The organism is Microvirga sp. 2MCAF38, assembly GCF_052115485.1.
Lineage (GTDB): Bacteria > Pseudomonadota > Alphaproteobacteria > Rhizobiales > Beijerinckiaceae > Microvirga.
In genome coordinates, this window is record NZ_JBFRGU010000001.1 from 936,808 (window position 1) to 960,491 (window position 23,684).

The following is a 23,684-nucleotide window of genomic DNA, read 5'->3' on the forward strand; positions in this document are numbered from 1 at the left end:
CGCCCGGCTCGAAGGAGGTTCGCCTATGTCCCAAGGACCGCTGATGCCAAAGGCGACAGCCGTTTGGCTTGTCGAGAATACCTCGCTGTCGTTCGAACAGATTGCCGATTTCTGCAAACTGCACCCGCTCGAGGTGAAGGGCATCGCCGATGGTGAGGTCGCGACCGGGATCAAGGGCCTCGACCCGATCACCACCAATCAGCTCACTCGCGAGGAAATCGAGAAGGCGCAAGGTGATTCCGATTATCGTCTGCGCATGGCCGAGACCAAGGTGAAGCTGCCCGAGGTAAAACGCACCCGCAAGGGCCCGCGCTATACCCCGGTTTCACGCCGTCATGACCGCCCGAACGCGATCCTGTGGCTCGTGCGCAACCACCCAGAGCTGAAGGACGCGCAGATCATGCGCCTCGTCGGCACCACYAAGTCCACGATCCAGCAGGTTCGCGACCGCACCCATTGGAACTCCGCGACGCTCTCGCCCATGGACCCGGTGACGCTTGGCCTGTGCTCGCAGATCGACCTCGATTTCGAAGTTCAGCGCGCCGCCAAGGACCGTCCGCAGGTCGAGGCGCACGAGCCCGGCGGAACGCTGCTGCCAGCCGAGATTTCGACCGCGCCGGAAGTGTCGCACGAGCCCTTCGCCGATATGAGCAAGCCGAAGCCCGTGGAAGAAGAAAAGATCGACGTGCATTCGGTCTTCGCTAAGCTGAAGCAGCTGAAGCGCTCCGAAGAGCACGACGACGAGGAATAAGACCTCGGAACGATGAAAAGGCCCGGAGCGATCCGGGCCTTTTTTGTTTGGAAACCCGACGCCGTCTTCGTCAGCGTGGCTAGAGGATGACAACCTTCAAACCAAACCGCGCGCCCGCAGGATTTCCCCGATCTCGTCGAGAATTCCGGGATCGTCGATGGTCGCCGGCATGGTCCACGCATCGCCGTCGGCAATCTTTTTCATGGTACCGCGCAGGATCTTGCCGGAGCGGGTTTTGGGGAGACGCCCGACCGTAATCGCGAGCTTGAAAGCCGCCACGGGCCCGATCTTGTCGCGAACCAGCGCCACGAGCTCGGTTTCCACTTGATCGGGTGACCGCTCGACGCCGGATTTCAGAACGACGAATCCGCAAGGCACCTCGCCCTTCAGGGAATCCTTCATCCCGATCACGGCGCATTCGGCAACGCATGGGTGCGAGGCCAGCACTTCTTCCATGCCGCCCGTCGACAGGCGATGGCCCGCCACGTTGATGATGTCGTCGGTCCGGCCCATGACGTAGACGTAGCCATCCCTGTCGAGGAAGCCCGCATCCGACGTGTTGTAGTAACCGGGGAACGTGGTGAGGTAGGCCTCCTTGAAGCGCGTATCCGCATTCCAGAGGGTCGGCAGGCAACCGGGCGGAAGCGGAAGCTTGATCGCGATGGTGCCCATCTTATCCGCTGGGACGGGCTTTCCGCCCTCATCCAGCACCCGCACATCGTAACCCGGCATCGCGACGGTCGGGGATCCATGCTTGACCGGCAGCGCGCCGAGACCGAGCGGATTGCCTGCGATCGCCCACCCGGTCTCCGTCTGCCACCAATGGTCGATGACAGGAACGCCGAGAATGCCTTCAGCCCATTGCAACGTATCCGGATCGGCGCGCTCGCCCGCCAGGAACAGGGAACGGAAGCGCGACAGATCGTAGTTCTTCAAGAGCGTCCCGTTCGGGTCTTCCTTCTTGATCGCGCGAAACGCCGTGGGCGCAGTGAAGAGGCTGACGGCGCCATACTCGGCGATCACTCGCCAGAAGGCGCCTGCATCGGGCGTCCCGACAGGCTTGCCTTCATAGAGAATGGTGGTGCAGCCGTGCAGCAACGGCCCGTAGACGATGTAGGAATGGCCGACAGCCCAGCCAACATCGGAGGCCGACCAGTAAACCTCGCCGGGCTCGATGTCGTAGAGATTCTTCATCGACCATTTGAGCGCGACGATATAGCCGCCCGTATCGCGCACCACCCCCTTGGGCTTGCCGGTCGTGCCGGACGTGTAGAGGATGTAGAGCGGATCGGTTGCCGCCACCGGGACGCAATCGGCCATGCGCCCTTCTGCCTTGGCAATCGCGACCGTCGAGGCCCAATCGAGATCCCTCCCCTCCACCATTTTGGCCTCAGCCTGAGGCCGTTGGAGGATGAGGCATGAACGCGGCTTGTGGCGGCTGAGATCAATCGCGTCGTCGAGCAGGGGCTTGTACGGGACGACCCTGCTCGGCTCGATGCCGCAGGATGCGGACAGAATGAGTTTCGGCTCCGCATCCTCGAGACGCGCCGCCAGTTCCCGCGAAGCGAAGCCGCCGAACACCACCGAATGAACCGCGCCGATGCGGGCGCAGGCAAGCATACCGATGAGCACTTCCGGCACCATCGGCATATAGAGAACGACGCGGTCGCCCTTCTCCACGCCGAGATCTCTCAGCACGCCTGCGAGCGTCGCGATCTCATCGCGCAGCTCGGTATAGGTGATGGATTTCTTCACGCCCGTGACGGGGCTGTCGTAAATCAGCGCGGCCTGATCGCCACGCTGAGCGACATGGCGGTCAACCGCGTTGTGACACGCATTGCACAACGCGCCTTCATACCAGCGGCCGTAGATTCCACTTTTCGGATCGAAAACCCTGTCAGCCGGTTTGTACCACTCGATATCGCGGGCGGCCTCCCGCCAGAACCCTTCCGGGTCGCGCCTCCAGCCTTCATAAACATCATGGTAGCGACCGCGGGTGATTGTCATGGCGTTACCCCTTGCCAAAGCCGCCTGAAGCATGAGCCGAAAAGTGCCGCCCCCGGCATTAGATCATCTCTCAATGAAGCCGATCGGACGCTAGGACGTGTGGCTTCTCTTGTGGTAGCAGGCGGGCGCGCTTCGGTCAGCGCGACTTTCGGCGAGTGCTTTCATGATTACCGACCCTGTCTTTTACGCTGCCGCTGTGCCCGCCGTCGTTCTGATGGGCATGGCGAAGGGCGGCTTTTCCGGGCTCGGATTGCTCTCGCTGCCGCTGATGGCGCTTGTCGTCTCGCCTGTGCAATCGGCCGCGATCATGTTGCCGATCCTGATGGTGCAGGACGTCGTCACGGTCTGGGCTTACCGAAAAACATGGGACCTGCGAAACATCCTGATCCTCCTGCCGAGCGGCATCGTCGGCATAGTGACGGCCTATCTTCTCGCGGCAAAGGTCTCGGACGAAGCGGTCACGCTCGCCGTCGGCGTCATCTCAGTCGCTTTTGCAATTCGGCGGCTCGTTCTGGAACGCAGGACGAGAGCGCCAGAAGCCACGAAAGCAGACGTTCCGCGTGGTCTTTTCTGGGGCTTGATCACCGGCTTCACCAGCATGATCGCGCACGCGGGCGGTCCGCCGTTTCAGATCTACGTGATGCCGCAGCGCTTGCCGCGCGATGTCTTCGTGGGAACCGGCGCGGTCTATTTCGCAATCAACAACTGGCTGAAAGTGCCGCCTTATCTGGCGCTCGGTCAGTTCACGCCGGAGAACATGGCGACAGCCGCTGCTCTTTTCCCCGTCGCCATTTTTTCCACCTGGGCCGGCGTCAAGCTCGTGCGTCGAGTCACAGGCGAGCACTTCTACACCATCGTTTATATTCTTCTCGTTCTCGTCGGGACCAAGCTGATCGTGGATGGCATCGTCGCGCTCACCTGAACAATAAAAAACCGCCACTTCGCGAGAAGCGACGGCTTTGAATGGGAAGTTTGGGGAGATGGATGCGCTAATGCACCGTCGGTGCATGCGCTTTCAGCTTGGTGATTTCATCCTTGAGCTGAAGTTTTTTTCGCTTGAGTTCAGCGAGCCTGACGTCATCTGTCGACGGATGGTTCAGTGCGTCCTGGATCTGGCGCTCAAGCGATTGATGCTTGCGCTCCAGCTCCGTCAGATGATTCAGCAAAGGCATATCGGTCCCTCCTGTCCGTTATCCGACAAAGCAAATCTGACACAAGGAACATGGCGAGTCGAAGGCAATCGTCGCTGCGCTGCGCAAAACGAGAAAACCGGTTCCGGCTGCTTGCTCTCCATAGTTGTGGAGAGCATACTCCGCCTCCGTTTCGCGGCCCTTTGAAGGGTGCGCCGTGTTTTGATGTTCAAGGTTCCGTATCGATGCCGAACAGGGCTGAACTCGACGATGATCTCGCCCGCCTGAAGCAGGAGCATCGCGATCTCGACAATGCTATCGACGCGTTGGAGCAGATCATTACGGGCGATCAACTGCAGGTTCAGCGCCTGAAAAAGCGCAAGCTTGTCCTCAGGGATCAGATCATCCGCCTGGAAGACCAACTGACCCCCGATATCATCGCCTAGTGCTCAACTTTCAATTGCGCATAATCTTTTCGGGATCATGCTCCAAGCGCCGCCGCGCTTTATTGCGGCCTGCAGCCTTGCTTGCCTGCGAAGGCTTCGCTATGCCCCGTTGATCACAAGGTCGATCCGGAGCCGCATCATGGCTGGAATCCCCGTCGCCATCATCATGGGCAGTCAATCCGACTGGGCCACCATGCAGCATGCGGCCGAGACGCTCGACGCGCTCGAGATCGCCTATGACGCGCGCATCGTCTCCGCGCACCGCACGCCCGACCGGCTGGTGAGCTTCGCCAAAAGCGCGAAAGCGGAAGGATTTCAGGTCGTCATCGCGGGTGCAGGCGGCGCAGCCCACCTGCCGGGCATGACCGCCGCCATGACCCCCCTTCCGGTTTTCGGCGTGCCGGTCGAATCGAAGGCCCTCTCGGGAAAGGACAGTCTCCTTTCCATCGTGCAGATGCCGGCGGGCATCCCCGTCGGAACGCTCGCCATCGGCAAGGCAGGCGCCATCAATGCCGCGCTCCTTGCCGCCGCGGTACTGGCGCTCCATGACAAGCCCTTGGCGAAGCGGCTCGACGCCTGGCGTCAACGTCAGACCGACAGCGTCGCCGAACGCCCTTCTAGGGAGCCCTGACATCATGATCCGCCCCGGCAGCACTCTCGGTATTCTCGGCGGCGGCCAACTGGGCCGGATGATCGCGATGGCGGCTGCACAGCTCGGCCTGCGCACGCACATCTTTGCGCCGGAAGAAAACAGCCCCGCCTTCGACGTCGCGGGGGAGCACACGATTGCGTCCTACGAAGACGAGGCGGCTTTGGTGCACTTCGCCAAAAGCGTCGATGTCGTAACCTATGAATTCGAGAACGTGCCGAGCGCGACGGCGGATATCTTGAGCGCTCACGCGCCGCTTGCTCCCAACGCGCAGGCCTTGGCCGTTTCGCAGGATCGGTTTTTGGAAAAGAGTTTCATCTCCGGCCTCGGCATCGAAACCGCCCCCTTCGCGCCGGTCGAGAACGAGGCCGAGCTTGCTGAGGCGCTTGCCGCCATCGGACGCCCCTCGGTCCTCAAGACCCGGCGTTTCGGCTATGACGGCAAAGGGCAGATCATGATTCGTCCCGGAGACGATCCGGCCGCCGCCTTCGAGGCCATCGGCCGCTCGCCTGCGATTCTCGAAGGTTTCGTTTCCTTCGAACGGGAGGTTTCCGTTGTCGCGGCCCGGGCCAAGGACGGCGATTTTGCGGCCTACGATCTCTGCGAGAACGAACATCGCTCGCATATCCTCGACATCACCCGCGTCCCCGCCGATGTCAGGCCCGAGACCGAAGAGCAGGCTGTCCTGATCGCGCAGAAGATCGCCAACGCCCTCGACTATGTGGGCGTGCTCGCGGTCGAGTTGTTTCTCGTGCGGGAAAACGGGCAGGAGCGTCTCGTCGTCAACGAGATCGCCCCCCGCGTGCATAATTCCGGGCATTGGACCCTCGGCGGGGCTGAGACATCCCAATTCGAACAGCATGTGCGGGCGGTTTGCGGCTGGCCCCTGGGCGCAACCGCCCGCCTGGGTCGCGTTGAGATGCGGAACCTGATCGGCCACGATGCGGACGAATGGGAGCGGATTCTCGCCGAACCCGGCGCGCATCTACACCTCTACGGCAAGGCCGAGGCGCGGTCGGGCCGCAAGATGGGTCATGTCACCCGGATTTTCGCCGAGAAGCCCTGACCCTTTTCCACCTTGGCCATTAGTTGAAGCGGCCGGCGTTTTTTGGCGAAGAACCCTGGACACACAAGGTTTCCTCTGCTAACGAACCCGCCCAGAAAGAGGTGCGCTTGGCGCGCCTCCTTTGTTTTTGACATAACGACCCTGCGCAATACGAGGATGATTTCGCGTGCAGATTCTTGTCCGTGATAACAACGTCGATCAGGCGCTCCGCGCCCTGAAGAAGAAGATGCAGCGTGAAGGTATCTTCCGCGAAATGAAGCTGCGCGACCACTTCGAGAAGCCCTCGGAGAAAAAGGCCCGCGAGAAGGCTGAAGCCGTCCGCCGCGCCCGCAAGCTGGCTCGCAAGCGCATGCAGCGCGAAGGCCTTCTGCCCCCTTCGAAGCCGCGTGTCATGGCGCCCCGTCCGGGCCAGCCGCGTTCGGCTGAAGCCCGTTAAGGGCCGACCTTTCGCAGGCCTCAATTCCTTGCTTTTTCAATCGGCGCCTTTCTGCGAAAGCGGAGGGCGCCGATTGCATTTGTGCCGCGGTTCGCTCTGGCCGCGAATCGCATTCTAAAGCATGATCAGAACAAGTGATGACCGGTTGTTCGCCCGGATCATGCGAAATTAAAGAACCTGGAGCTAATCATGTTTCAAAGAGACATGATCAGTTCTAGTGTTCTGTATCCGTTAAGTTTTTTGCTTCAGAAGACTAGCTCTTCCCCATCCAGCTGGAGATCCAAGGTGCTCGCTCCTTCGATTCGCCTCTTCAAGCCGCTCGCTCTCATCCTCCTCATGGCCGGTCTCGCGGCCTGTGACACCACGAGCGGTGGCATGACCCGGCGCATCGCAGTGGTGGAGGAGGACACTCAGGGAACATCGGGCGTCAACATCGCCTCCCTGTCCGACGTCATCCAGCGCAATCCCAACGATCCCGGCGCTTACAACACACGTGGCGCAGCCTATGCCCGCGTTGGTCGTTACAGTGATGCCTTGGGTGATTTCTCCAAGGCGGTTCAACTCGATCCGAACTATGCGCCGGCCTATACCAACCGCGCCCTCGCCCTGCGCCAGACAGGCCGCAACGATCAGGCGCTGTCGGATTTCACCCGCGCCATCCAGGCCGACCCGAATTACGGCCCGGCCTATATCGGTCGCGGCAACCTCTATCGCGCGCAAAACCAGTATCAGGACGCCCTGAACGACCTGTCCATCGCGATCCGGCTGCTGCCCGAATCAGCCGAGGCGCTCCATGGGCGCGGCCTTCTCTACCAACGCCAGGGCATGCACCAGCAGGCAATCCTGGATTTCGATGCCACCATCGACCGCAACCCGTTCGTCGGCGCTCCCTATGCCGCCCGCGGCCAGAGCCTGATCGCCACGAACCAGTTCGACAAAGCCATCGAGGATTTCAACGCCGCGCTGAACGTGAACAACCGCGACGCGGATTCCTGGGCCTGGCGCGGAGTGGCTTACGAAAAGACGGGTAACAAGCAGGCCGCCATCGAGAGCTATCAACGCGCCCTGTCCATCGACAATGGGAACAGCGTCGCGCGTCAGGGACAGAGTCGTCTTTAAAGCGCCTCTCCCGCGTCGGGGCGCAATGCGGAGCCTCAACGATATCGCGCATTTCATCGCCGCCCAGCCGCTATGGGTTGATGCCCTTCGCCATGTCGAACGGCTCGGCCTCCGCGATCGCTGGATCGGTGCAGGCTTCATTCGCAATGCGATCTGGGACGCCCTGCATGGACGCATGCCGGATCTGGCGGATCATGCCGATATCGATGTGATCTTCTTCGATCCCTCGGACCTTTCCCGCGAGCGGGAAGCCGCTCTTGAGCAAGCCCTTCGCGAAGCATCCCCCGGCTTGCCGTGGTCCGTGCGGAATCAGGCCCGGATGCACATGCGGAACGGAGACGCACCCTATCGCGACAGCGCCGATGCCATGCGCTATTGGCCGGAAACAGCGACAGCCATTGGCGCGCGTCTTCATGACGGACAGATCGACCTGATCGCCCCTTACGACGTCGAGGATCTTGTCGATCTGATCGTGCGGCCGACGCCGCCTTTCCTAGATAAACTCGACATCTATCGCGAGCGTATCAGGTCGAAGAATTGGAAGGGCCGTTGGCCTCGGCTCACCATCATGAACGGTGTCGCCGAGGGCGCTCCGGTGACGCCGGATCAAACCTCTTTTATCAGCACCGAGACGTAAGGCTCGAACCCGAAGGCGCGATAAGCGCGCTCGGCCCTCTCGTTGGCAACGAGTGCTCCTATCATCAGGCGCTTCAGTCCGGCCGCTCTGGCGAGGCGCTCGGCCTCATGCAGCAGCGTTTGGCCTATCCCGCGTCCGCGCCAATCTTCATGAACGATGAGATCAGTCACCGTGCCGTGCAGGCGCACATCATCGGTAATGTAAGCCGCGTCCTGGTCGACGGAAAAACCCATGACGGCAACGATCTTGCTGTCGGCTTCCGCCAGCACGATCCGCCCTTCGCGACCGGAGAGACGCCGCTGAAGCTCGTCATAATAGGCTTCGGCGCCGCCATAGTGCCGGGAGCGGTCATGGGTCAGATCGGCTTCAAAAACATTCAGCTTGTGAATGAGTTCAATGATCGCGTCCCTGTCAGTGAGCAGCGCTGTCCGTAAGCTGATATCGGCCATCCGTCGTCTCTCATGAAAAAGGCCGGTCGCAACCGGCCTTTTGAAGATAGTGCTGACAGGCAAAAAGCTCAGTCGAGATTCTTGATGATTTCGTCGACCATTTTCTTGGCGTCGCCGAAGAGCATCATGGTGTTGTCCTTGAAGAACAGTTCGTTCTCGACCCCGGCATAGCCGGAGCCCATGCCGCGCTTGATGAACAAGACAGTTTTCGCCTTCTCCACATCGAGGATCGGCATGCCGAAGATCGGCGAGGCCGGGTCGGTCTTGGCGGACGGATTGGTCACGTCGTTGGCGCCGATCACGAAGGCGACGTCGGCCTGCGGGAACTCGCCGTTGATGTCTTCCAGTTCGAACACCTCGTCGTACGGCACATTGGCCTCGGCCAAGAGCACGTTCATGTGGCCGGGCATGCGGCCCGCGACCGGGTGGATCGCGTACTTCACCTCGACGCCTTCGGCCTTCAACTGATCGGCCATTTCGCGCAAGGAATGCTGCGCCTGCGCCACCGCCATGCCGTAGCCCGGTACGATGATGACCTTGGAGGCGTTCTTCATGATGAAGGCCGCATCATCCGCCGAGCCCTGCTTGACCGGCCTCGTCTCGGTCGCACCCGCCGCCGCGCCTACGGTCTCGCCGCCGAACCCGCCGAGGATCACCGAGATGAAGCTCCGGTTCATGCCCTTGCACATGATGTAGGACAGGATCGCACCCGATGAGCCGACCAGCGCACCGGTGATGATCAGCGCGAGGTTGCCAAGCGTGAAGCCGATGCCCGCCGCCGCCCACCCCGAATAGGAGTTGAGCATCGACACCACCACCGGCATGTCCGCGCCGCCGATGGGGATGATCAAGGTCACGCCGAGCACGAACGAGACCAGAACGATGCCCCAGAACACCGCATGGCTCTCGGTACGGATGAAGACCACCAGCAGCACCAGCAGCAGAATGCCGAGGCCGATGTTGAGCAGATGGCGGCTCGGCAGCATGATCGGCTTGCCCGACATGCGTCCGTCGAGCTTCAGGAAGGCGATGATCGAACCCGTGAAGGTGATCGCGCCGATGGCGACACCGAGCGCCATCTCGAACAGCGAGCCGCCATGGATGGTGCCGACTCCGCCGATGCCGAAGGCCTGCGGCGCATAAAGCGCGCTCGCCGCCACCAAAACCGCCGCCATGCCGACGAGCGAGTGGAACGCCGCAACGAGTTGCGGCATCGCCGTCATCGGCACGCGCTTGGCGGCAACAGCACCAATGCCGCCGCCGATGGCGAGGCCCAGGACAACCAACGTCCAGCCGCCGAAGCCGTCCGGTGGCGACACGAGCAGGGTCGTCAGAATCGCGATCCCCATGCCGATCATGCCGAGCAGGTTGCCCCGCCGCGACGTGGTCGGATGCGAGAGCCCGCGCAGGGCCATGATGAACAGGACGCCGGAGACCAGATAAAGGATCGAAGCGAGATTGACCGACATCGTCTCAACCCTTCTTGCGATACATGGCGAGCATGCGCTGGGTCACCAGGAAGCCGCCGAAGATGTTGATCGATGCCAGCACCAGACCAATGAAACCAAACGCCCGCGCCCAGAGTGGCCCATCGCCGAGGGCCGGGGCCACGCTGACACCCACCGCCAACAGCGCACCGACCACGATCACCGAGGAGATCGCGTTCGTCACCGACATAAGCGGGGTATGCAAGGCCGGGGTCACCGACCACACCACGTAGTAGCCGACGAAGATGGCCAGCACGAAGATGGCGAGGCGGAATACCGTCGGGTCGACCGCGCCGTGGGTCGCTGCAGACGCCGCGAGCGCGACTTGATCGGCGATGGCCTGCGCTGCTTCAGCGGCGCGCTGCGCGACCGCTGCTGCCGCTTTCGCCTGCTCGGCGGCCTGTTCGGGCGTGAGTGCCATGGCTTTACCCCCTCTTTAGAGCATGATCCGGCGAAACGGTGACACCTTCGCCGATGTGATCATGCGACATCCTCTAGAGCATGATCAGAACAAGTGGAAACCGGTTGTTCGCCCGGATCATGCGGCATCAAAAAATCTAGAGTTTGATCAGATTTCAATCTTATCAAACTCTAGATCGTCGGCTGGAATGCGGAATGAACGATGGCGCCGTCGTGGGTCAGGCATGTCGCCTTGACGAGTTCGTCGTCCCACTTCACGGCAAGCGCCTTCGTCTCCTTGTCGATCAATGTCTCGACGAAGGCATAGAGGTTCTTGGCGTAGAGGCTCGAGGCCGTCGCGGCGAGACGTCCCGGCACGTTCAGGTGCCCGACGATCTTCACGCCGTTATGGTCCACCACCTCGCCGGCTTTGGCGAGCTCGACATTGCCGCCGCGCTCAACCGCCAGATCGACCAGGACCGACCCCGGCTTCATGCTCTCGACCATCTCGCGCGTCACGAGCTTCGGTGCCGGACGACCGGGGATCAGAGCCGTGGTGATGACGATATCCTGCTTGGCGATGTGCGCCGCGACCAAGGCCGCCTGCTTGGCGCGATACTCCGCCGACATTTCCTTGGCATAGCCGCCCGCCGTCTCGGCCTGCTTGAACTCATCGTCCTCGACCGCGATGAACTTCGCGCCGAGGCTCTCGACCTGCTCCTTCGCGGCCGGGCGAACGTCGGTCGCCGTCACTACCGCGCCGAGCCGTCGCGCCGTGGCGATGGCCTGCAGGCCCGCGACGCCCGCGCCCATGATGAACACGCGCGCAGCCGGCACCGTGCCCGCCGCCGTCATCATCATCGGCATGGCGCGGCCATATTCCGCGACCGCATCAATGACTGCGCGATAGCCCGCGAGATTCGCTTGCGAGGACAGAACGTCCATCACCTGTGCCCGCGTGATGCGGGGCATCAATTCCATGGAGAACGCCGCGACCTTGGCCTCGGCCAGCGCCTTCAACGCCGCCTCCTGGCCATAGGGATCCATGATCGCGATCACCAGAGCGCCCGGCTTGAATGCCTTGAGCTCGGCCTCCGTCGGGCGGCGTACTTTCAGGACGACATCGGCATCCTTCGCCGCGCTTTTCGCATCCTTCGCGATCGACGCCCCGGCCGCCTCAAACTCGGCATCCGGAACGCCTGCCCGAACGCCGGCTCCGGATTGCACGACAACGTCTGCTCCGAGCGTTTTGTACTTCTTGACGGTCTCGGGCGTTGCCGAGACACGTGGCTCAACAACGTCCGTTTCGGTGAGAACGGCTATTCGCATACGCACCCCCGCATTCGGCGACCGTCGGACGCCTCAGATTGTCGTCTAGAGTTTGATCGTTTCAGATTGAAACAGGATTAAACTCTCGATTCTTTTGATGCTGCATGATCCGGGCGAACAACCGGTTTCCGCTTGTTCTGATCATGCTCTTGAAGTCTAGGCCTTGCTCAGTAGAAAACGAGCGCCAGAAGCAGAAGCACCGCGACCGCGAGCGGCGCGCGCATGCCGATGGCGGGAGACTTCGCGCCGACAGCGCCGGCCACCAGCGACAGAATGACACCGACGATCGAGGTCAGCCAGCCATGCTTGACGCCGCCGACCGCGAGCGCGAGCACCCAGCAGGCAACGAGGGCGCTTCCTATCTCGACGAAGGTGATGAAGCCGCTATAGGTCGCTTCATGAGCCGCCTCGTCCATATCTGGATGATATTCTGTGCCTGTCGCGTCTTTGGTCGCCATTTTCATGCCCTGAGTTCAGCATTGCGGTTTGCTGCTGCGTTTAGCGCATGGATCGGCCTGCCGCAATATTCGATTAGGCGAACGCGGGACTTTTGAACGATTATGCCCGGCGCCGCTGGACCCCCTCAAGAACAGGGACGCCGAGGAGTTCCCGCCATTGCGGCAGACAAACCGTCGCGTAGTCGTATTTTTCAACGGCGAGAGCGCGGGCCGCCCGGGCCATCTCAGCCGAGCGATCCTTCTCGGCGATGGTTTCCCGCACCCGCTCGGCGAGGGCTTTTTCGTCGAAGAAGGGAAAGAGCCTGCCGTTCACCCCTTCTTGGATGACCTCACGCACAGGATCCGTATCCGACGCGACGATCCGGCTTTCGAGCGCCATGGACTCGATCAGCGACCAGGACAGGACGAACGGATAGGTCATGTAGATGTGGGCGGACGAGACCTGGAGCACGCGGACGAACTGGTCGTAAGGCAGACTTCCGACAAGATGGACCCGGGACCAGTCGACGGGACGTTCGATCTTGGAGCGGAAGACGTCGAACCAGCTCTGTCCGCCCGGTGCGGACCCTGAATAGCTCGTGCCCTTCCCACCGATAATCACGACCTGAAGGTCGGGATTGATATCGAGCAGATAGGGAAGAGAGCGAAAAACGATATGCGCTCCGCGCATCGGCTCGATATTGCGGGTCACGAAGGTGACCACGGGGGCTTTCCTGTCCAGGCGTGGCCCTTTCGTGCCGATCTTGATGGCAATATCGGGCTTCGGGACAAGCGTTTGCGCATCGATGCCGTCATGAATGATTCCGATGCGATCGTGAAGATAGGTCGGGAACGTATCGCGCTGATACCGGGTAGGCGCCACTGCGAGGTCGGCAGCGTCCAGAGCGCCGAGCTGCATGGAGTTTTTCAAGCGCAAGCGCCAGATGACCTCCTCGTTCGTTACCGGGAATTCCGGGTCGAAATCGAGATCCTGCCCCTTGGCTTGATAGTAATATTCGAAATAGGCGACGTGGCGCGCGTTCGGCCAAACATCCTTCAGGAAAAGGTTTTCGCCCCAACCGGTATTCACCACGACCACATCGGGTTGAAGGCCCGCATCCGCGAGCTTACGCGCCAGGTGGGCGACGCCGTAGGCGCGCCGCAGGCGAGGTATGACCGGCGAATAGCGGTTCTCGAAACGCGGATCCTCGGGCCCCGGCGCCGGCGTGTAGGTATAGGTCTTCACACCGGGGATCGGCGATTTCTGGGCGTTATCGGTCATGCACAGCCCAAAGACCTCGTGCCCCTCAGCGGCGAAGGTCTTCGCCAGACGCAGGAACTGGCCCGGAAAATTCTGGTGAACGAAAACGATCTTCATCGGTATGCCCCTTTACCGATCGTAATTACGGCGAGATGAGATGCAGCGCAACCTCGTTACGTCTGCAGCTTGAGATCGCACGCAGCCAGTGCCTGTGCCTGGCGTGAGGTAAGGCGTTCAATCGAGAAATTCTCGATCTCGGCCTCGAAGAGACGGTGATAGTTCAGTTCCGCCCGGAGATGCAGAAAGACGGCCCCGAGGCCGACGGCAGCGCGGTCCATGAAAACGAATTCACGGGGCAACGTGACAGGCCCCTTGTCCTTCAGCGCCTTGTGGACCTGAAAAGCCTGACGGCGGCCATATGCGCCGGGTTCGACCCCGTCCGCCACTGTCCGAACCCGGTCTTCCAGGAGTGGCCCGTAGATGAACCCCGCCCAGATATTGAGAATGTCGATCAGGTCGTGGGAGAGGTTCTTGAATCCCCAGGTTTCATAGGCATGCATGATACGCTCGCGATCCCCATGCTGCAGCCCGCGATAGAGATCGACCACACCGCCGACGAAGGTGGGATGGAAGATGCGGATACAACCATAGTCGAGAAGGTTGATGCCTCGCGCTTCGCCACCTTCCGAGAACACAGTGTAGTTCCCGAGATGAGGATCGCCATGAATGACGGCGGAATCACTGAAAGGATGCCACCAGGCTTTGAACATCGCGACGGCGAGGCGGTTTCTGATTTCAACATCGGCACCGGCAAAATTCAGGATCTTTTCGCCATCGAGCCAATCGAGTGTGAGAAGGCGACCAGTTGACAAGTCCGAATGAACCGTCGGTACCCGAACCTCGTCGATACCGCCGAGTAACCGCGCATAAAGTGTGGCATGCTTGGCTTCGCGCTCGTAGTCGAGTTCTTCGCGGACGCGCTCGCCGATCTCCTTCCCGATCTCGCTCGTGTCGATGACCGGGTCGAGCCGGCGATGAAGTGCGAGAGCGATTTCCAGCTGCTTCAAATCCGCTTCTACGGCGGATTGCATATCGGGATATTGCAGTTTGCAAGCGAGCGCCGCACCCTCCTTCGACGTCGCCCGATGCACCTGGCCGAGCGATGCGGCAGCTGCGGGATGAAGATCGAAGGAGCCGAACCGGCTCTGCCAATCGGGGCCCAACTCGGCCTGCATCCGTCTTTTCACGAAAGCCGCGCCCATGGGTGGCGCTTCGCTCTGAAGTTTCTGGAGTTCGGCGGCGTATTCCGGTGGAAGGAGATCCGGAATGGTGGCGAGAAGTTGCGCCACCTTCATGATCGGCCCCTTCAACCCGCCGAGCGCTTGAGCCAACGCAATTGCATTGGCGGCCCCCTGTTCGCGTCCGAAGATCCGAGCGCTCGCCATACGCGCAGCGACACCACTCATATTCGCGCCGACACGGGCATACCGCGCGGCGCGAGCAGTGAAGCGGTTCGCTTCGCGATCAGGTTCAGACATCGCGCGACTTCAAGCAGCGTCCTCCATGGCTTCCAACTCGGCGATCAGCCGTTCGATCATCGAAAGACCAATCTGCCAGAAAGCCGGATCGCTGGCATTGAGGCCAAAGGGCGCGAGCAATTCGGAATAATGCTTCGTTCCGCCCGCAGAGAGCAGCGCGAAATACCGGTCTACGAAACCTTCGCTCGAACGCTCGTAAATTCCATAGAGCGAGTTCACGAGACAATCGCCGAAGGCGTAGGCGTAAACGTAGAACGGGGAATGGATGAAGTGGGGAATATAGGCCCAGAAGGTTTCATAACCGGGGCCGACGCGGATGGCTGGGCCAAGGCTCTCGTCCTGCACCGACATCCAGAGATCGCACAATTGCTCAGCTGTGAGCTCGCCGTTGCGGCGCTCGACATGGACCTTGCGCTCGAAGGAATAGAACGCGATCTGGCGTACGACCGTGTTGAGCATGTCCTCGACCTTGGCCGCCAGCATCGCCTTGCGCTGCACTTTGTTCTTGGTCTGGTCGAGCAGACGGCGGAAGGTGAGCATTTCGCCGAACACGCTCGCCGTCTCGGCCAATGTCAGCGGCGTCGGTGCCATCAACGCGCCGTTGGGCGCGGCGAGAACCTGATGAACGCCGTGCCCCAATTCATGCGCCAGCGTCATCACATCGCGCGGCTTGCCCTGATAATTGAGCAGCACATAAGGGTGGGCGGAAGGAACGGTTGGATGAGCGAAGGCGCCCGGAGCCTTGCCGGGACGGGTCGGTGCGTCGATCCATTTTTCATCGAAGAACCGCTCCGCGATATCCGCCATGCGTGGCGAAAAGGCCGAATAGGCGCTCAGTACCATTTCTCTCGCCTCGTTCCAGGCGATGGTGCGTTGCTCCACTTTCGGCAGAGGTGCGTTGCGGTCCCAGTAATCAAGCTTGTCCTTGCCGAACCATTTGGCCTTCAGCGCATAATAGCGATGTGAGAGACGCGGATAGGCCTCGCGCACGGCGGACACCATGGCCTCGACCACCTCGCGCTCGACCCGGTTGGCGAGGTGTCGGGAATCCGCCACGTCCTCGAATCCACGCCAGCGGTCGGAAATTTCCTTGTCCTTGGCGAGCGTGTTGGTGATCAGCGCGAAGGTACGCAGGTTTGCCTTGAAAACCTTGCCCAAAGCCTCGGCGGCGTCCTTGCGAACGGTCTCGTCCGTATCCTGCAACTTATTCAGCGTCGGCTCGATGGCGAGTTCCTCGCCCCGCACGTTGAAACGAAGCGCCGCGATGGTCTCGTCGAAAAGGCGGTTCCACGCGGAGCGCCCGGTCACCGACTTTTCGTGGAAAAGCTTCTCGATACGATCTTCGAGCTGATACGGCTTGTCCTTGCGCAAATCCTCGACCCAGGGGCGGTAATGGGCGAGCGGCTGCGCGCCCATGGCCTTGTCCATCACGACATCGTCGATGCGGTTGAGTTCGAGACCGAAGAACAGCAATTCGCTCGAGGCTGCAGTGAGCCGCTCCTGCGTATCGCCATAGAATTTCGCACGGACCGGGTCAGTGGTGTCGCCGGAATAGACAAGCCCGGCATAAGACATGAGACGTCCCAAAAGATCCTCGACCGCCTCATAGCGGCGCAAAGCCTCGCCCAGGCTCTTGGCGGCGTCGGATGCTTCAGCCAGCCCCGCCAGCTTTCCGCGATACGCTTCGGCGATAGCCTGGCATTCCGCCTCGGCCTTGATCATGTCCGCCTTGAAGGCTCCGCTGTCGATGCCCGGATAGAGGTGGGACAAATCCCATTCCGGCAATGCGCCGAGATCGGCCTCGGCGACAGCTTTTGCGGCGACGGGTTGGCGGGCGATATAGCGATCGAAAAAAATGGGCATTTTGTCCGGAGCGTTCGAGAAAGGATCACCCGGAATATCGGATGTCAAAGACATGGGATCAACCCATCTCGCATTCTCGAGGCAATCGGACATCGTTAACAGCGGATTTATCCATTCTTTCGCCGAAAATCTAACTTTCCGGGGCCAGAATCAATTCCTTCCGAACCGCCGCGATGAAACCGTGGACAGCCCACGGCGGCGGGATTTCCCGCAAGTTCTGAATCGGCCGCTCAATTCTTTACAGAAAGTTCAAGGAATCGGGCTAAGAAACGGCATCGCCGATATCGCCACCTGAGCGTTTCGCGCGTTAAGCTCTTGTCGCTACCCACGACAGGCTTTTGACGCGTGGCATCAGGTTGAGCGCAAAAAGAATGGAGCGAGAGGGGCATGCGTCATCTGCGCAGGACCATTGGCTGTCTGGGTCTGGCCGGATCCGTATCTTTGTTCGCGGTTGCCGCTTCGGCATTGGAGACCGCGGAGGGCGGATTGCCTCCCGACGCTACGTCAGACTTCGTCATCGCCCAGCCGATAGAACCCGCGACACCTGTCTTCGACGACCTTCTTCCGCCCCTGCTCGCGCCTGCACCGGTGGCGATTTCGGAAGAGGATTCCCGTCCCCTACAGGCATCCACCGATTTGCCTCCGCCTGAGACGCCGGCCGCTGCCGTCACCTTCACGCAAACCGATTTGCTGCGCGGCGCCATCAGCGAGCGTCTCGCGAACGATGTCGCAATGCGCGAACTGCGGTTGAATGCGAAAGATCGTGAAGCACTGACGGCCGTCTATGCCGCTGCCGAACATACTCCTCTTTGGTCTCGCGACGGCTCCTGGCTGCCATCGGCGCACGCTGTCGCCAACACCATTCGCGCCGCCGCCGATGATGGCCTCGATCCTTCGGACTACGCCCTGCCCCCGATGACAATGGCGGAAGGCTCGACGCCCGCTGCCTGGGCCGAAGCCGATCTGAAACTCAGCGTCGCTGCGATCCGCTATGCCCGTGACGCGCGCGGCGGGCGCATCGATCCGGCGCGACTATCCGCGCTTGTCATGCCGACGCTCGATCTTCCCACGGCGGATGCGGTTCTTACCGCCCTTGTCTCTGCGCCCGATGCGGGCGCGGCGCTCGGCGACTTCAACCCACCGCACGAAGGTTATCGCGCGCTGAAGGCGAAACTAGCGCTGCTGCGTGAAAGCAATGTGCCACACCCCGTGGTCCATGTGCCCAAAGGACCCACGCTCAAGGTTGGAATGCGCGATCCGCGCGTGCCGCTGATCCGGGCGCGCTTCAATCTCGGGCCGTCTCCGGTGGATGAAACGGCTTATGACAAGCAGGTCGCCTCCGCCGTCACCGCCTTCCAGAAGGAAAAGGGGTTGCCGACCAGCGGCGATCTCACCGCGCAGACCGTTTCGGCACTCGACGCCAAGGCATCTGCGGCTCAGCTGGAGGGAGATCTTGTCGCCAATATGGAACGCTGGCGCTGGCTGCCGCGCGATCTCGGCGCACGTCATATCTTCGTCAACGTGCCCGAATACCGCCTGCGCCTCGTGCAGGAAAGCGACGTCATCCACGAAACGCGGGTGATCGTCGGCAAGAAGAACAGCCAGACACCGATTTTCTCCGAGGCGATGAAGTATCTCGTCGTCAATCCCTCATGGACTGTGCCCCCTTCCATCCTGAAAAAAGAATTTCTGCCAGCACTCGCCAACGACCCGACTTACGCTGCGCGCAAAGGGTATAAAGTCATCCGGAACGGCAACAGGATCTCGGTGCAGCAGCCTCCGGGCGAGCGCAATGCCTTGGGCTACGTGAAGTTCATGTTCCCCAATCAGTACGCCGTCTACCTACACGACACGCCGAACCGGTCCCTGTTCTCCGCGCAGGACCGCGCGTTCAGCCACGGTTGCGTGCGTGTCGACCAGCCGTTCCAGCTGGCGCAGGAAGTGCTGGAAAACCAGGGCTGGAACGAACAGAAGCTGCGCGGCCTGATCGGCAAAGGGGAACGCTATATCCACTTGCGGGATCCGCTACCGGTGCACCTGACCTATTTCACGCTCTCCTTCGATCGGCATGGCGCGATGAAATCCTTCGACGACCTTTATGGGCTCAATCGTAAGGTTCGCACAGCGCTGGGGATCGACAGCTGATTTTACTCCTGAGCCAATTTTTTTCTCGGGCTTAACGCAGAAGTAACCGTCTTCGGCAAATCTCCCTTCACTATACGGGAAGCCGCTCCCCTTCTTGCGGCGCGTAAAAGACGAGTACCACAGTGAGAGTCATGCGTTCGGGCCGCCAGGCGGCCGCGTCGAACTTCGCGCGCCGGGCCGGCATCGGCCTTGCAGCGCTGGTTACCCTCCTTGTCGGCGGCACCCGCGGTACGCAGGACGCCATCGCCAACGGCGACACGCGAACCCTGACCTTCTACCATAACAACACCAAGGAAAACCTGACTGTTACGTTCAGACGCAACGGCCAGTATGATTCCGCGGCCCTGGAACAGTTGAACTGGTTCCTGCGCGACTGGCGTCGCGAAGAATCCATCCGCATGGATCCACGCCTCTTCGACACCGTGTGGGAGGTCTATCGCGAAGTCGGCTCCAGTGCACCTGTCCACGTCAACTCCGCTTACCGCTCGCCCAACACCAACGCCATGCTCCGCCGCCGCTCCAGCGCCGTGGCGAAGAACAGCCAGCACATGCTCGGCAAGGCGATGGACTTCTATCTTCCCGATGCCTCGACTGAGCGTCTCCGCGCCATCGGCATGCGGTTGCAGAACGGCGGCGTCGGCTATTACCCGAATGCCTACACGCCTTTCGTCCATCTCGATGTTGGCAGTGTGCGCGCATGGCCGCGCATGAGCCGAGACCAGCTCGCCCGCATCTTCCCCGATGGCAAGACCGTGCATATTCCATCCGACGGGACGCCGATGGCGCGTTACGAGGAAGCGCGGGCGGACGTTTTGTCGAAAGGCGGAACGGTCGCCGGCTATACAGCATATGCAGAGGCTGAAGAGGGTGGTGTCGCGCCGACGCGCCGCAAGAGCCTCTGGGCCAGCCTGTTCGGCGGCAGCGACGAGGATGAGGATGCGGAAGAAATTCGCACCGCTTCCCGCCCGGGACGTGCACTCCTTGCGAGCCGCAACGCTCCGGACAAGAACAGCTATATGAACGACTCCAATGGGTCGGTCACCTCGGTTCTCATGGCCTACAACAACGCGAGCTCGGCACCGCAGCAGCCAGCGCCCCGCGCGGCGCCGGTTCAGGTTGCAAGACAGGAGCCGGATGAGCAGGCTATCCGTAGCGCGGGCGCCGCTTTCCGTGACGAGCCGGCCTCGCCGCCACCGCTCCCGCCTGTCGCACCGACACGGATTGCGGGCTTGCCAAGCACCATCGACACGCCAACCGGCCCGACGCTCGCGTGGCAACAGGGCGCATCGGGACAGAACCCGAATGGCTCGGACATGAAGATCGGCCGCGAGGTCGCCTTTGCACCGATGCCGCCGCGCCGGCCTGACGACGTTTCGGCCTCGACGACGATCCTCGCCTACGCGCCTATGCCGCCTGTTCGTCCGAGCGCACTTGTGGCGAGCAATCCGATTCCCGGTCTTCCCGAAGCGCGCGGAACGGTCGATGTGGCTGCGACGGCATCCATCAATCATCCGCTTCCGCCACCGCGCCCCGGCACGCATAACATCACGGTCGCATCAGCCGTGCCGATCGAGCTGCCTTCAGGTGTAGCTAAAGCGAATCCCGCGCTTGCGCAAAAGGGCAAGCCAACGACGAATCCGAGCCCTCTCATAGCGAGTCCAAGCCTGCACATGAGTTTCTCGTCGAAACCGATGGGCGATCTGGCGACGAATAGATTTACAGGTCCTGCGGTCAAGCCGCTGCCGGTTGTGAGATAAGCTGAATGAGGCGGGCTTCAGACCCGCCTTTTCTTCTATAAGGCCGCGATCCGGCATTCGAAGAAAACAGATCCCTCTAAAACGCCGTGCGATGCACGGCTTGTTCAACGTCTACACCTTTGAACGCGGTATCGATCGCTTTCAGACCGAAACGGTCAAGCGCGGCGCCGCGATGGGTTGCGCGATCTTTTCATAGAGACCGCGATTGACCGGATCGGGCGACAAGCCTTCCGTCAAACCGAGCACCGTTTCGGCTGCGCCAAGCAACAGCACACCATCCACGGACATCATATTCGACAAGCGCGTCAGTACATTCGTTTTCATCGGTCTGTCGAAGTAGATCAAAACGTTACGACAATAGATGATATCGAACGTACCGAGCTGTCCGAATTCCTTGATCAGATTGAGCGGCCGATAATCGACCATAGAGCGGATCTGCGGCGCGATCTGCCATTGGTCGCCGACGCGTGTGAAGTACTTCAACAGAAGCTGAATCGGCAGGCCGCGCTGGACTTCGAACTGATTATAAAGACCGGCCTTCGCCTTCTCCAGCACATCAGTCGAGATGTCGGTGGCAACGATCTCGATACGCCACCCGGCAAGACGGGCCGCCGCCTCGCTCAGGAGCATCGCGAGAGAATAGGGTTCCTGCCCCGTCGAGGCTGCCGCGCACCAGATGCGCAAGCGGCGCGTGGAAGCGCGAGCGGCGAGATAACGCGGCAGCAGAACGTTCTGGAAGAGATCGAACGGCGATTTATCGCGAAAGAAGAAAGTTTCGTTCGTCGTCATCGCCTCGATGACGGCTTTTTCGAGATCGGGATCGCGGCCACCCTTCAGAGCCATGGCGAGTCCCGACAGATTGTCGAGTTGAAAGGTTTTGCAAACAGTGCCCAACCGACTCTCGACCAGATAGCGCTTTTCAGGCGTCAGAGCGAGGCCCGATCGAGTCTTGAGAAAGACACAGAGGAATTCGAAGTCGAGTTCGGTCATGACAGTGAACCGGTAATGTGACCCTTGAGCGCGGGTCCGATGGCATCAAGAGGAAGGACATCATGGGCGAGGCCCGCTTTCGCGACGCTGCCCGGCATCCCCCAGACAGTGCTTGTGGCTTCGTCCTGAGCCAAAACGGTTGCGCCGGCCTGGGCGAGCGCGCGGGCTCCTTGTGTTCCGTCGGCCCCCATGCCGGTCAGGACGACGGCAAGGGCAGCACTGCCGAACACCGTCGCTGCGTCACGAAACAAAACATCGACCGCCGGGCGGCAGAAATTGACGGGAGGAGAGTCGTCAAGACGAACCAAAGGTATATCGGACGCTGAGCGCGAAAGTCCCATATGACGTCCGCCCGGTGCAACGAAGATTGTCCCCGGTACGAGAGGCTCGCCATGGGTTGGTTCGCAGACGCGCATACCAAGGAGCGTTTGCAAATGCTCGGCAAAGACGGCGGTGAACATCGGCGGCATGTGCTGGACGATAAGAACCGGCAGGCGGCGAAGCACAGGCCCGAGATTGCTCAACACATCTTCGATCGCCCGCGGCCCGCCTGTCGATGCGCCGATCAGGAGACATCCCGGACGAGAAGCGATCGGCTTGATTGCCGGGCGCGGCTTTGCGGGAGTCGCTGTCGCTCGAGCGGGACGCACCCGCGATGCCACGTGGGTCTTGAGTTTCTCGATCAGGTCGCGACGAAAATCAGCCGATGCGCTCACCTGTTGTCGACTTTCGGGCTTTGCCAGATAATCGACGGCGCCCATGGACAGACATTTCAGCGAGATCTCGGCATTGCGTTGCGTGAGTGTCGAGACGACGATGACCTTGATTCCGGGCTTCTGTTTGAGCAGGAGCGGAAGTGCGGCGACGCCGTCCATCTCCGGCATTTCCAGATCGAGCAATACGATGTCGGGTTGGAACCGTTCCACCGCTTCGACCGCAATGCGCCCGTTGGCGGCCGTCGTCACCACATCGAAGCTTCCTGACTCGGTGATCCAGCGTGCAACGAGTCCGCGGATGACGACACTGTCGTCAACGACCATGACGCGTGTCCGTGGCGCCTCTGCAGGCGTCATCGGAGAAGAGAGTTCGATGGTCATGGAGCGGCCTCGATATTGAAAGAACAGGGTCGAAGACGACGGATCTTCAGGCGAGGCCGACTTCGTGGAATTTCGCGACCAGAATGTCCTTGTCGAACGGCTTCATGATATATTCGTTAGCCCCCGCATCAAGCGCACGGGAGATGAAGGCGATGTCGTTTTCCGTAGTGCAGAACACGACTTTTGGCTCACCGCCACCCGGAAGAAGGCGCAGCCGACCGAGGAACTCGTAGCCATCCATGACAGGCATGTTCCAATCGAGAAGGACGGCGTCAGGCATTTCGGATTGGCAGGCCGCAAGACCCTTCTCACCGTTCTCAGCCTCGGAAACACGAAACGACATCTCCTCCAGAATGCGGCGAGCGACTTTCCGGATCACGGTGGAATCGTCAACAATCAGGCAATGCTTCACTGGCTTGCACTCCTAAAAACAGGATCAGGCGGCAGGAGCCTCGGCTTCGAAAGCGAGGACGGTATCGACGTCGAGGAGGATGAGGAGTTTTCCGTGGAGCTGATGCACGCCCTTTGAAAGGGCGGCCCAGCCGGGATCCATGTGGACGGGGTTTGGTTGGAGAGCATCGGGATCGAGCTTGAGCACCTCACCGACTTCATCGACCAGAAGCCCGAAGGCTTCGCCGCGATGTTCGAGGCCGACCGCCATGCGACGACCGCCCGTGTCGAGATCGGCAAG

Annotated in this window: 25 protein-coding genes; 11 read left to right on the top strand and 14 right to left on the bottom strand. The window is 61.0% G+C overall.

Going from position 1 to position 23,684, the window contains the following annotated elements:
• The first annotated feature begins 25 nt into the window (after positions 1-25).
• Positions 26-751 carry a DUF1013 domain-containing protein gene (locus AB4072_RS04385; protein WP_441965671.1) on the top strand — a complete coding sequence of 242 codons (726 nt, stop codon included), beginning with the start codon at positions 26-28 and terminating at the stop codon, positions 749-751.
• A gap of 96 nt (positions 752-847) precedes the next feature.
• Here the strand turns inward: AB4072_RS04385 and AB4072_RS04390 are convergent, their stop codons facing one another.
• Positions 848-2,758 carry a propionyl-CoA synthetase gene (locus AB4072_RS04390; RefSeq protein ID WP_441965672.1) on the bottom strand — a complete coding sequence of 637 codons (1,911 nt, stop codon included), beginning with the start codon at positions 2,756-2,758 and terminating at the stop codon, positions 848-850.
• Between the two features lie 163 nt (positions 2,759-2,921).
• On the opposite strand from AB4072_RS04390, the gene AB4072_RS04395 reads away from it, so the two are divergent.
• Positions 2,922-3,680, top strand: a complete 759-nt coding sequence (locus tag AB4072_RS04395) for a sulfite exporter TauE/SafE family protein (protein ID WP_441965673.1) — start codon at positions 2,922-2,924, stop codon at positions 3,678-3,680.
• Between the two features lie 67 nt (positions 3,681-3,747).
• Here AB4072_RS04395 and AB4072_RS04400 read toward each other — a convergent pair whose 3' ends face one another.
• Positions 3,748-3,930: a YdcH family protein gene (locus AB4072_RS04400; protein WP_441965674.1), complete on the bottom strand. Its 183-nt coding sequence runs from the start codon at positions 3,928-3,930 to the stop codon at positions 3,748-3,750.
• Between the two features lie 203 nt (positions 3,931-4,133).
• Here AB4072_RS04400 and AB4072_RS04405 point away from each other — a divergent pair, with 203 nt between their 5' ends.
• From AB4072_RS04405 to AB4072_RS04430, 6 genes are all read left to right on the top strand, one after another.
• Positions 4,134-4,334 (top strand): YdcH family protein, encoded by a 201-nt coding sequence (locus AB4072_RS04405; protein ID WP_441965675.1) that lies wholly within the window; start codon positions 4,134-4,136, stop codon positions 4,332-4,334.
• Between the two features lie 139 nt (positions 4,335-4,473).
• Positions 4,474-4,965: a 5-(carboxyamino)imidazole ribonucleotide mutase gene (gene purE, locus AB4072_RS04410; RefSeq protein WP_441965676.1), complete on the top strand. Its 492-nt coding sequence runs from the start codon at positions 4,474-4,476 to the stop codon at positions 4,963-4,965.
• Positions 4,966-4,969: 4 nt separating this feature from the next.
• Entirely contained in the window at positions 4,970-6,049 is a 1,080-nt protein-coding gene (locus AB4072_RS04415) for a 5-(carboxyamino)imidazole ribonucleotide synthase (RefSeq protein WP_441965677.1), read from the top strand.
• Between the two features lie 166 nt (positions 6,050-6,215).
• A complete protein-coding gene (gene rpsU, locus AB4072_RS04420) occupies positions 6,216-6,485 on the top strand; it encodes a 30S ribosomal protein S21 (RefSeq protein WP_441965678.1) in 270 nt (89 codons plus the stop codon).
• 336 nt (positions 6,486-6,821) lie between these two features.
• Positions 6,822-7,604: a tetratricopeptide repeat protein gene (locus tag AB4072_RS04425; RefSeq protein ID WP_441965744.1), complete on the top strand. Its 783-nt coding sequence runs from the start codon at positions 6,822-6,824 to the stop codon at positions 7,602-7,604.
• 25 nt (positions 7,605-7,629) lie between these two features.
• On the top strand, positions 7,630-8,241 hold the full coding sequence (locus AB4072_RS04430; protein ID WP_441965679.1) for a nucleotidyltransferase family protein: 612 nt from the start codon (positions 7,630-7,632) through the stop codon (positions 8,239-8,241).
• Here AB4072_RS04430 and AB4072_RS04435 read toward each other — a convergent pair.
• From AB4072_RS04435 to AB4072_RS04470, 8 genes are all read right to left on the bottom strand, one after another.
• The gene (locus AB4072_RS04435) at positions 8,211-8,690 is read right to left on the bottom strand and encodes a GNAT family N-acetyltransferase (RefSeq protein WP_441965680.1); all 480 of its coding nucleotides are present in this window, start codon (positions 8,688-8,690) and stop codon (positions 8,211-8,213) included. The two genes, AB4072_RS04430 and AB4072_RS04435, sit on opposite strands and share 31 nt — an antisense overlap.
• 68 nt (positions 8,691-8,758) lie before the next feature.
• Entirely contained in the window at positions 8,759-10,159 is a 1,401-nt protein-coding gene (locus AB4072_RS04440) for an NAD(P)(+) transhydrogenase (Re/Si-specific) subunit beta (RefSeq protein WP_441965681.1), read from the bottom strand.
• A 4-nt stretch (positions 10,160-10,163) separates the two neighbouring features.
• A complete protein-coding gene (locus AB4072_RS04445) occupies positions 10,164-10,598 on the bottom strand; it encodes a proton-translocating transhydrogenase family protein (RefSeq protein WP_441965682.1) in 435 nt (144 codons plus the stop codon).
• A 170-nt stretch (positions 10,599-10,768) separates the two neighbouring features.
• Positions 10,769-11,905, bottom strand: coding sequence for a Re/Si-specific NAD(P)(+) transhydrogenase subunit alpha (locus AB4072_RS04450; RefSeq protein ID WP_441965683.1), 1,137 nt, complete (start codon positions 11,903-11,905; stop codon positions 10,769-10,771).
• Positions 11,906-12,072: 167 nt separating this feature from the next.
• Positions 12,073-12,363: an aa3-type cytochrome c oxidase subunit IV gene (locus tag AB4072_RS04455; RefSeq protein ID WP_441965684.1), complete on the bottom strand. Its 291-nt coding sequence runs from the start codon at positions 12,361-12,363 to the stop codon at positions 12,073-12,075.
• Between the two features lie 100 nt (positions 12,364-12,463).
• Positions 12,464-13,720, bottom strand: coding sequence for a glycosyltransferase (locus AB4072_RS04460; protein ID WP_441965685.1), 1,257 nt, complete (start codon positions 13,718-13,720; stop codon positions 12,464-12,466).
• Between the two features lie 56 nt (positions 13,721-13,776).
• Positions 13,777-15,141, bottom strand: a complete 1,365-nt coding sequence (locus tag AB4072_RS04465) for an ABC1 kinase family protein (RefSeq protein WP_441965686.1) — start codon at positions 15,139-15,141, stop codon at positions 13,777-13,779.
• A gap of 9 nt (positions 15,142-15,150) precedes the next feature.
• A complete protein-coding gene (locus AB4072_RS04470) occupies positions 15,151-17,004 on the bottom strand; it encodes a M3 family oligoendopeptidase (protein WP_441965687.1) in 1,854 nt (617 codons plus the stop codon).
• Here AB4072_RS04470 and AB4072_RS04475 point away from each other — a divergent pair.
• From AB4072_RS04475 to AB4072_RS04485, 3 genes are all read left to right on the top strand, one after another.
• The gene (locus AB4072_RS04475) at positions 16,997-17,299 is read left to right on the top strand and encodes a hypothetical protein (RefSeq protein WP_441965688.1); all 303 of its coding nucleotides are present in this window, start codon (positions 16,997-16,999) and stop codon (positions 17,297-17,299) included. The genes AB4072_RS04470 and AB4072_RS04475 overlap by 8 nt on opposite strands.
• 92 nt (positions 17,300-17,391) lie before the next feature.
• Positions 17,392-19,149, top strand: a complete 1,758-nt coding sequence (locus AB4072_RS04480) for a L,D-transpeptidase family protein (protein ID WP_441965689.1) — start codon at positions 17,392-17,394, stop codon at positions 19,147-19,149.
• Between the two features lie 131 nt (positions 19,150-19,280).
• Positions 19,281-20,906: a DUF882 domain-containing protein gene (locus AB4072_RS04485; protein ID WP_441965745.1), complete on the top strand. Its 1,626-nt coding sequence runs from the start codon at positions 19,281-19,283 to the stop codon at positions 20,904-20,906.
• 141 nt (positions 20,907-21,047) lie between these two features.
• Here the strand turns inward: AB4072_RS04485 and AB4072_RS04490 are convergent, their stop codons facing one another.
• The 4 genes from AB4072_RS04490 to AB4072_RS04505 form a co-directional block, all read right to left on the bottom strand.
• Complete coding sequence (locus AB4072_RS04490; RefSeq protein ID WP_441965690.1) at positions 21,048-21,896, bottom strand: CheR family methyltransferase; 849 nt, start codon at positions 21,894-21,896, stop codon at positions 21,048-21,050.
• Positions 21,893-22,993, bottom strand: coding sequence for a protein-glutamate methylesterase/protein-glutamine glutaminase (locus AB4072_RS04495; protein WP_441965691.1), 1,101 nt, complete (start codon positions 22,991-22,993; stop codon positions 21,893-21,895). Before AB4072_RS04495 ends, AB4072_RS04490 begins: the two co-directional genes overlap by 4 nt.
• Positions 22,994-23,039: 46 nt before the next feature.
• Positions 23,040-23,405: a response regulator gene (locus AB4072_RS04500; RefSeq protein WP_441965692.1), complete on the bottom strand. Its 366-nt coding sequence runs from the start codon at positions 23,403-23,405 to the stop codon at positions 23,040-23,042.
• Between the two features lie 24 nt (positions 23,406-23,429).
• Positions 23,430-23,684 (bottom strand): chemotaxis protein CheW (locus AB4072_RS04505; protein ID WP_441965693.1); only part of this gene is annotated, 255 nt, incomplete at its 5' end.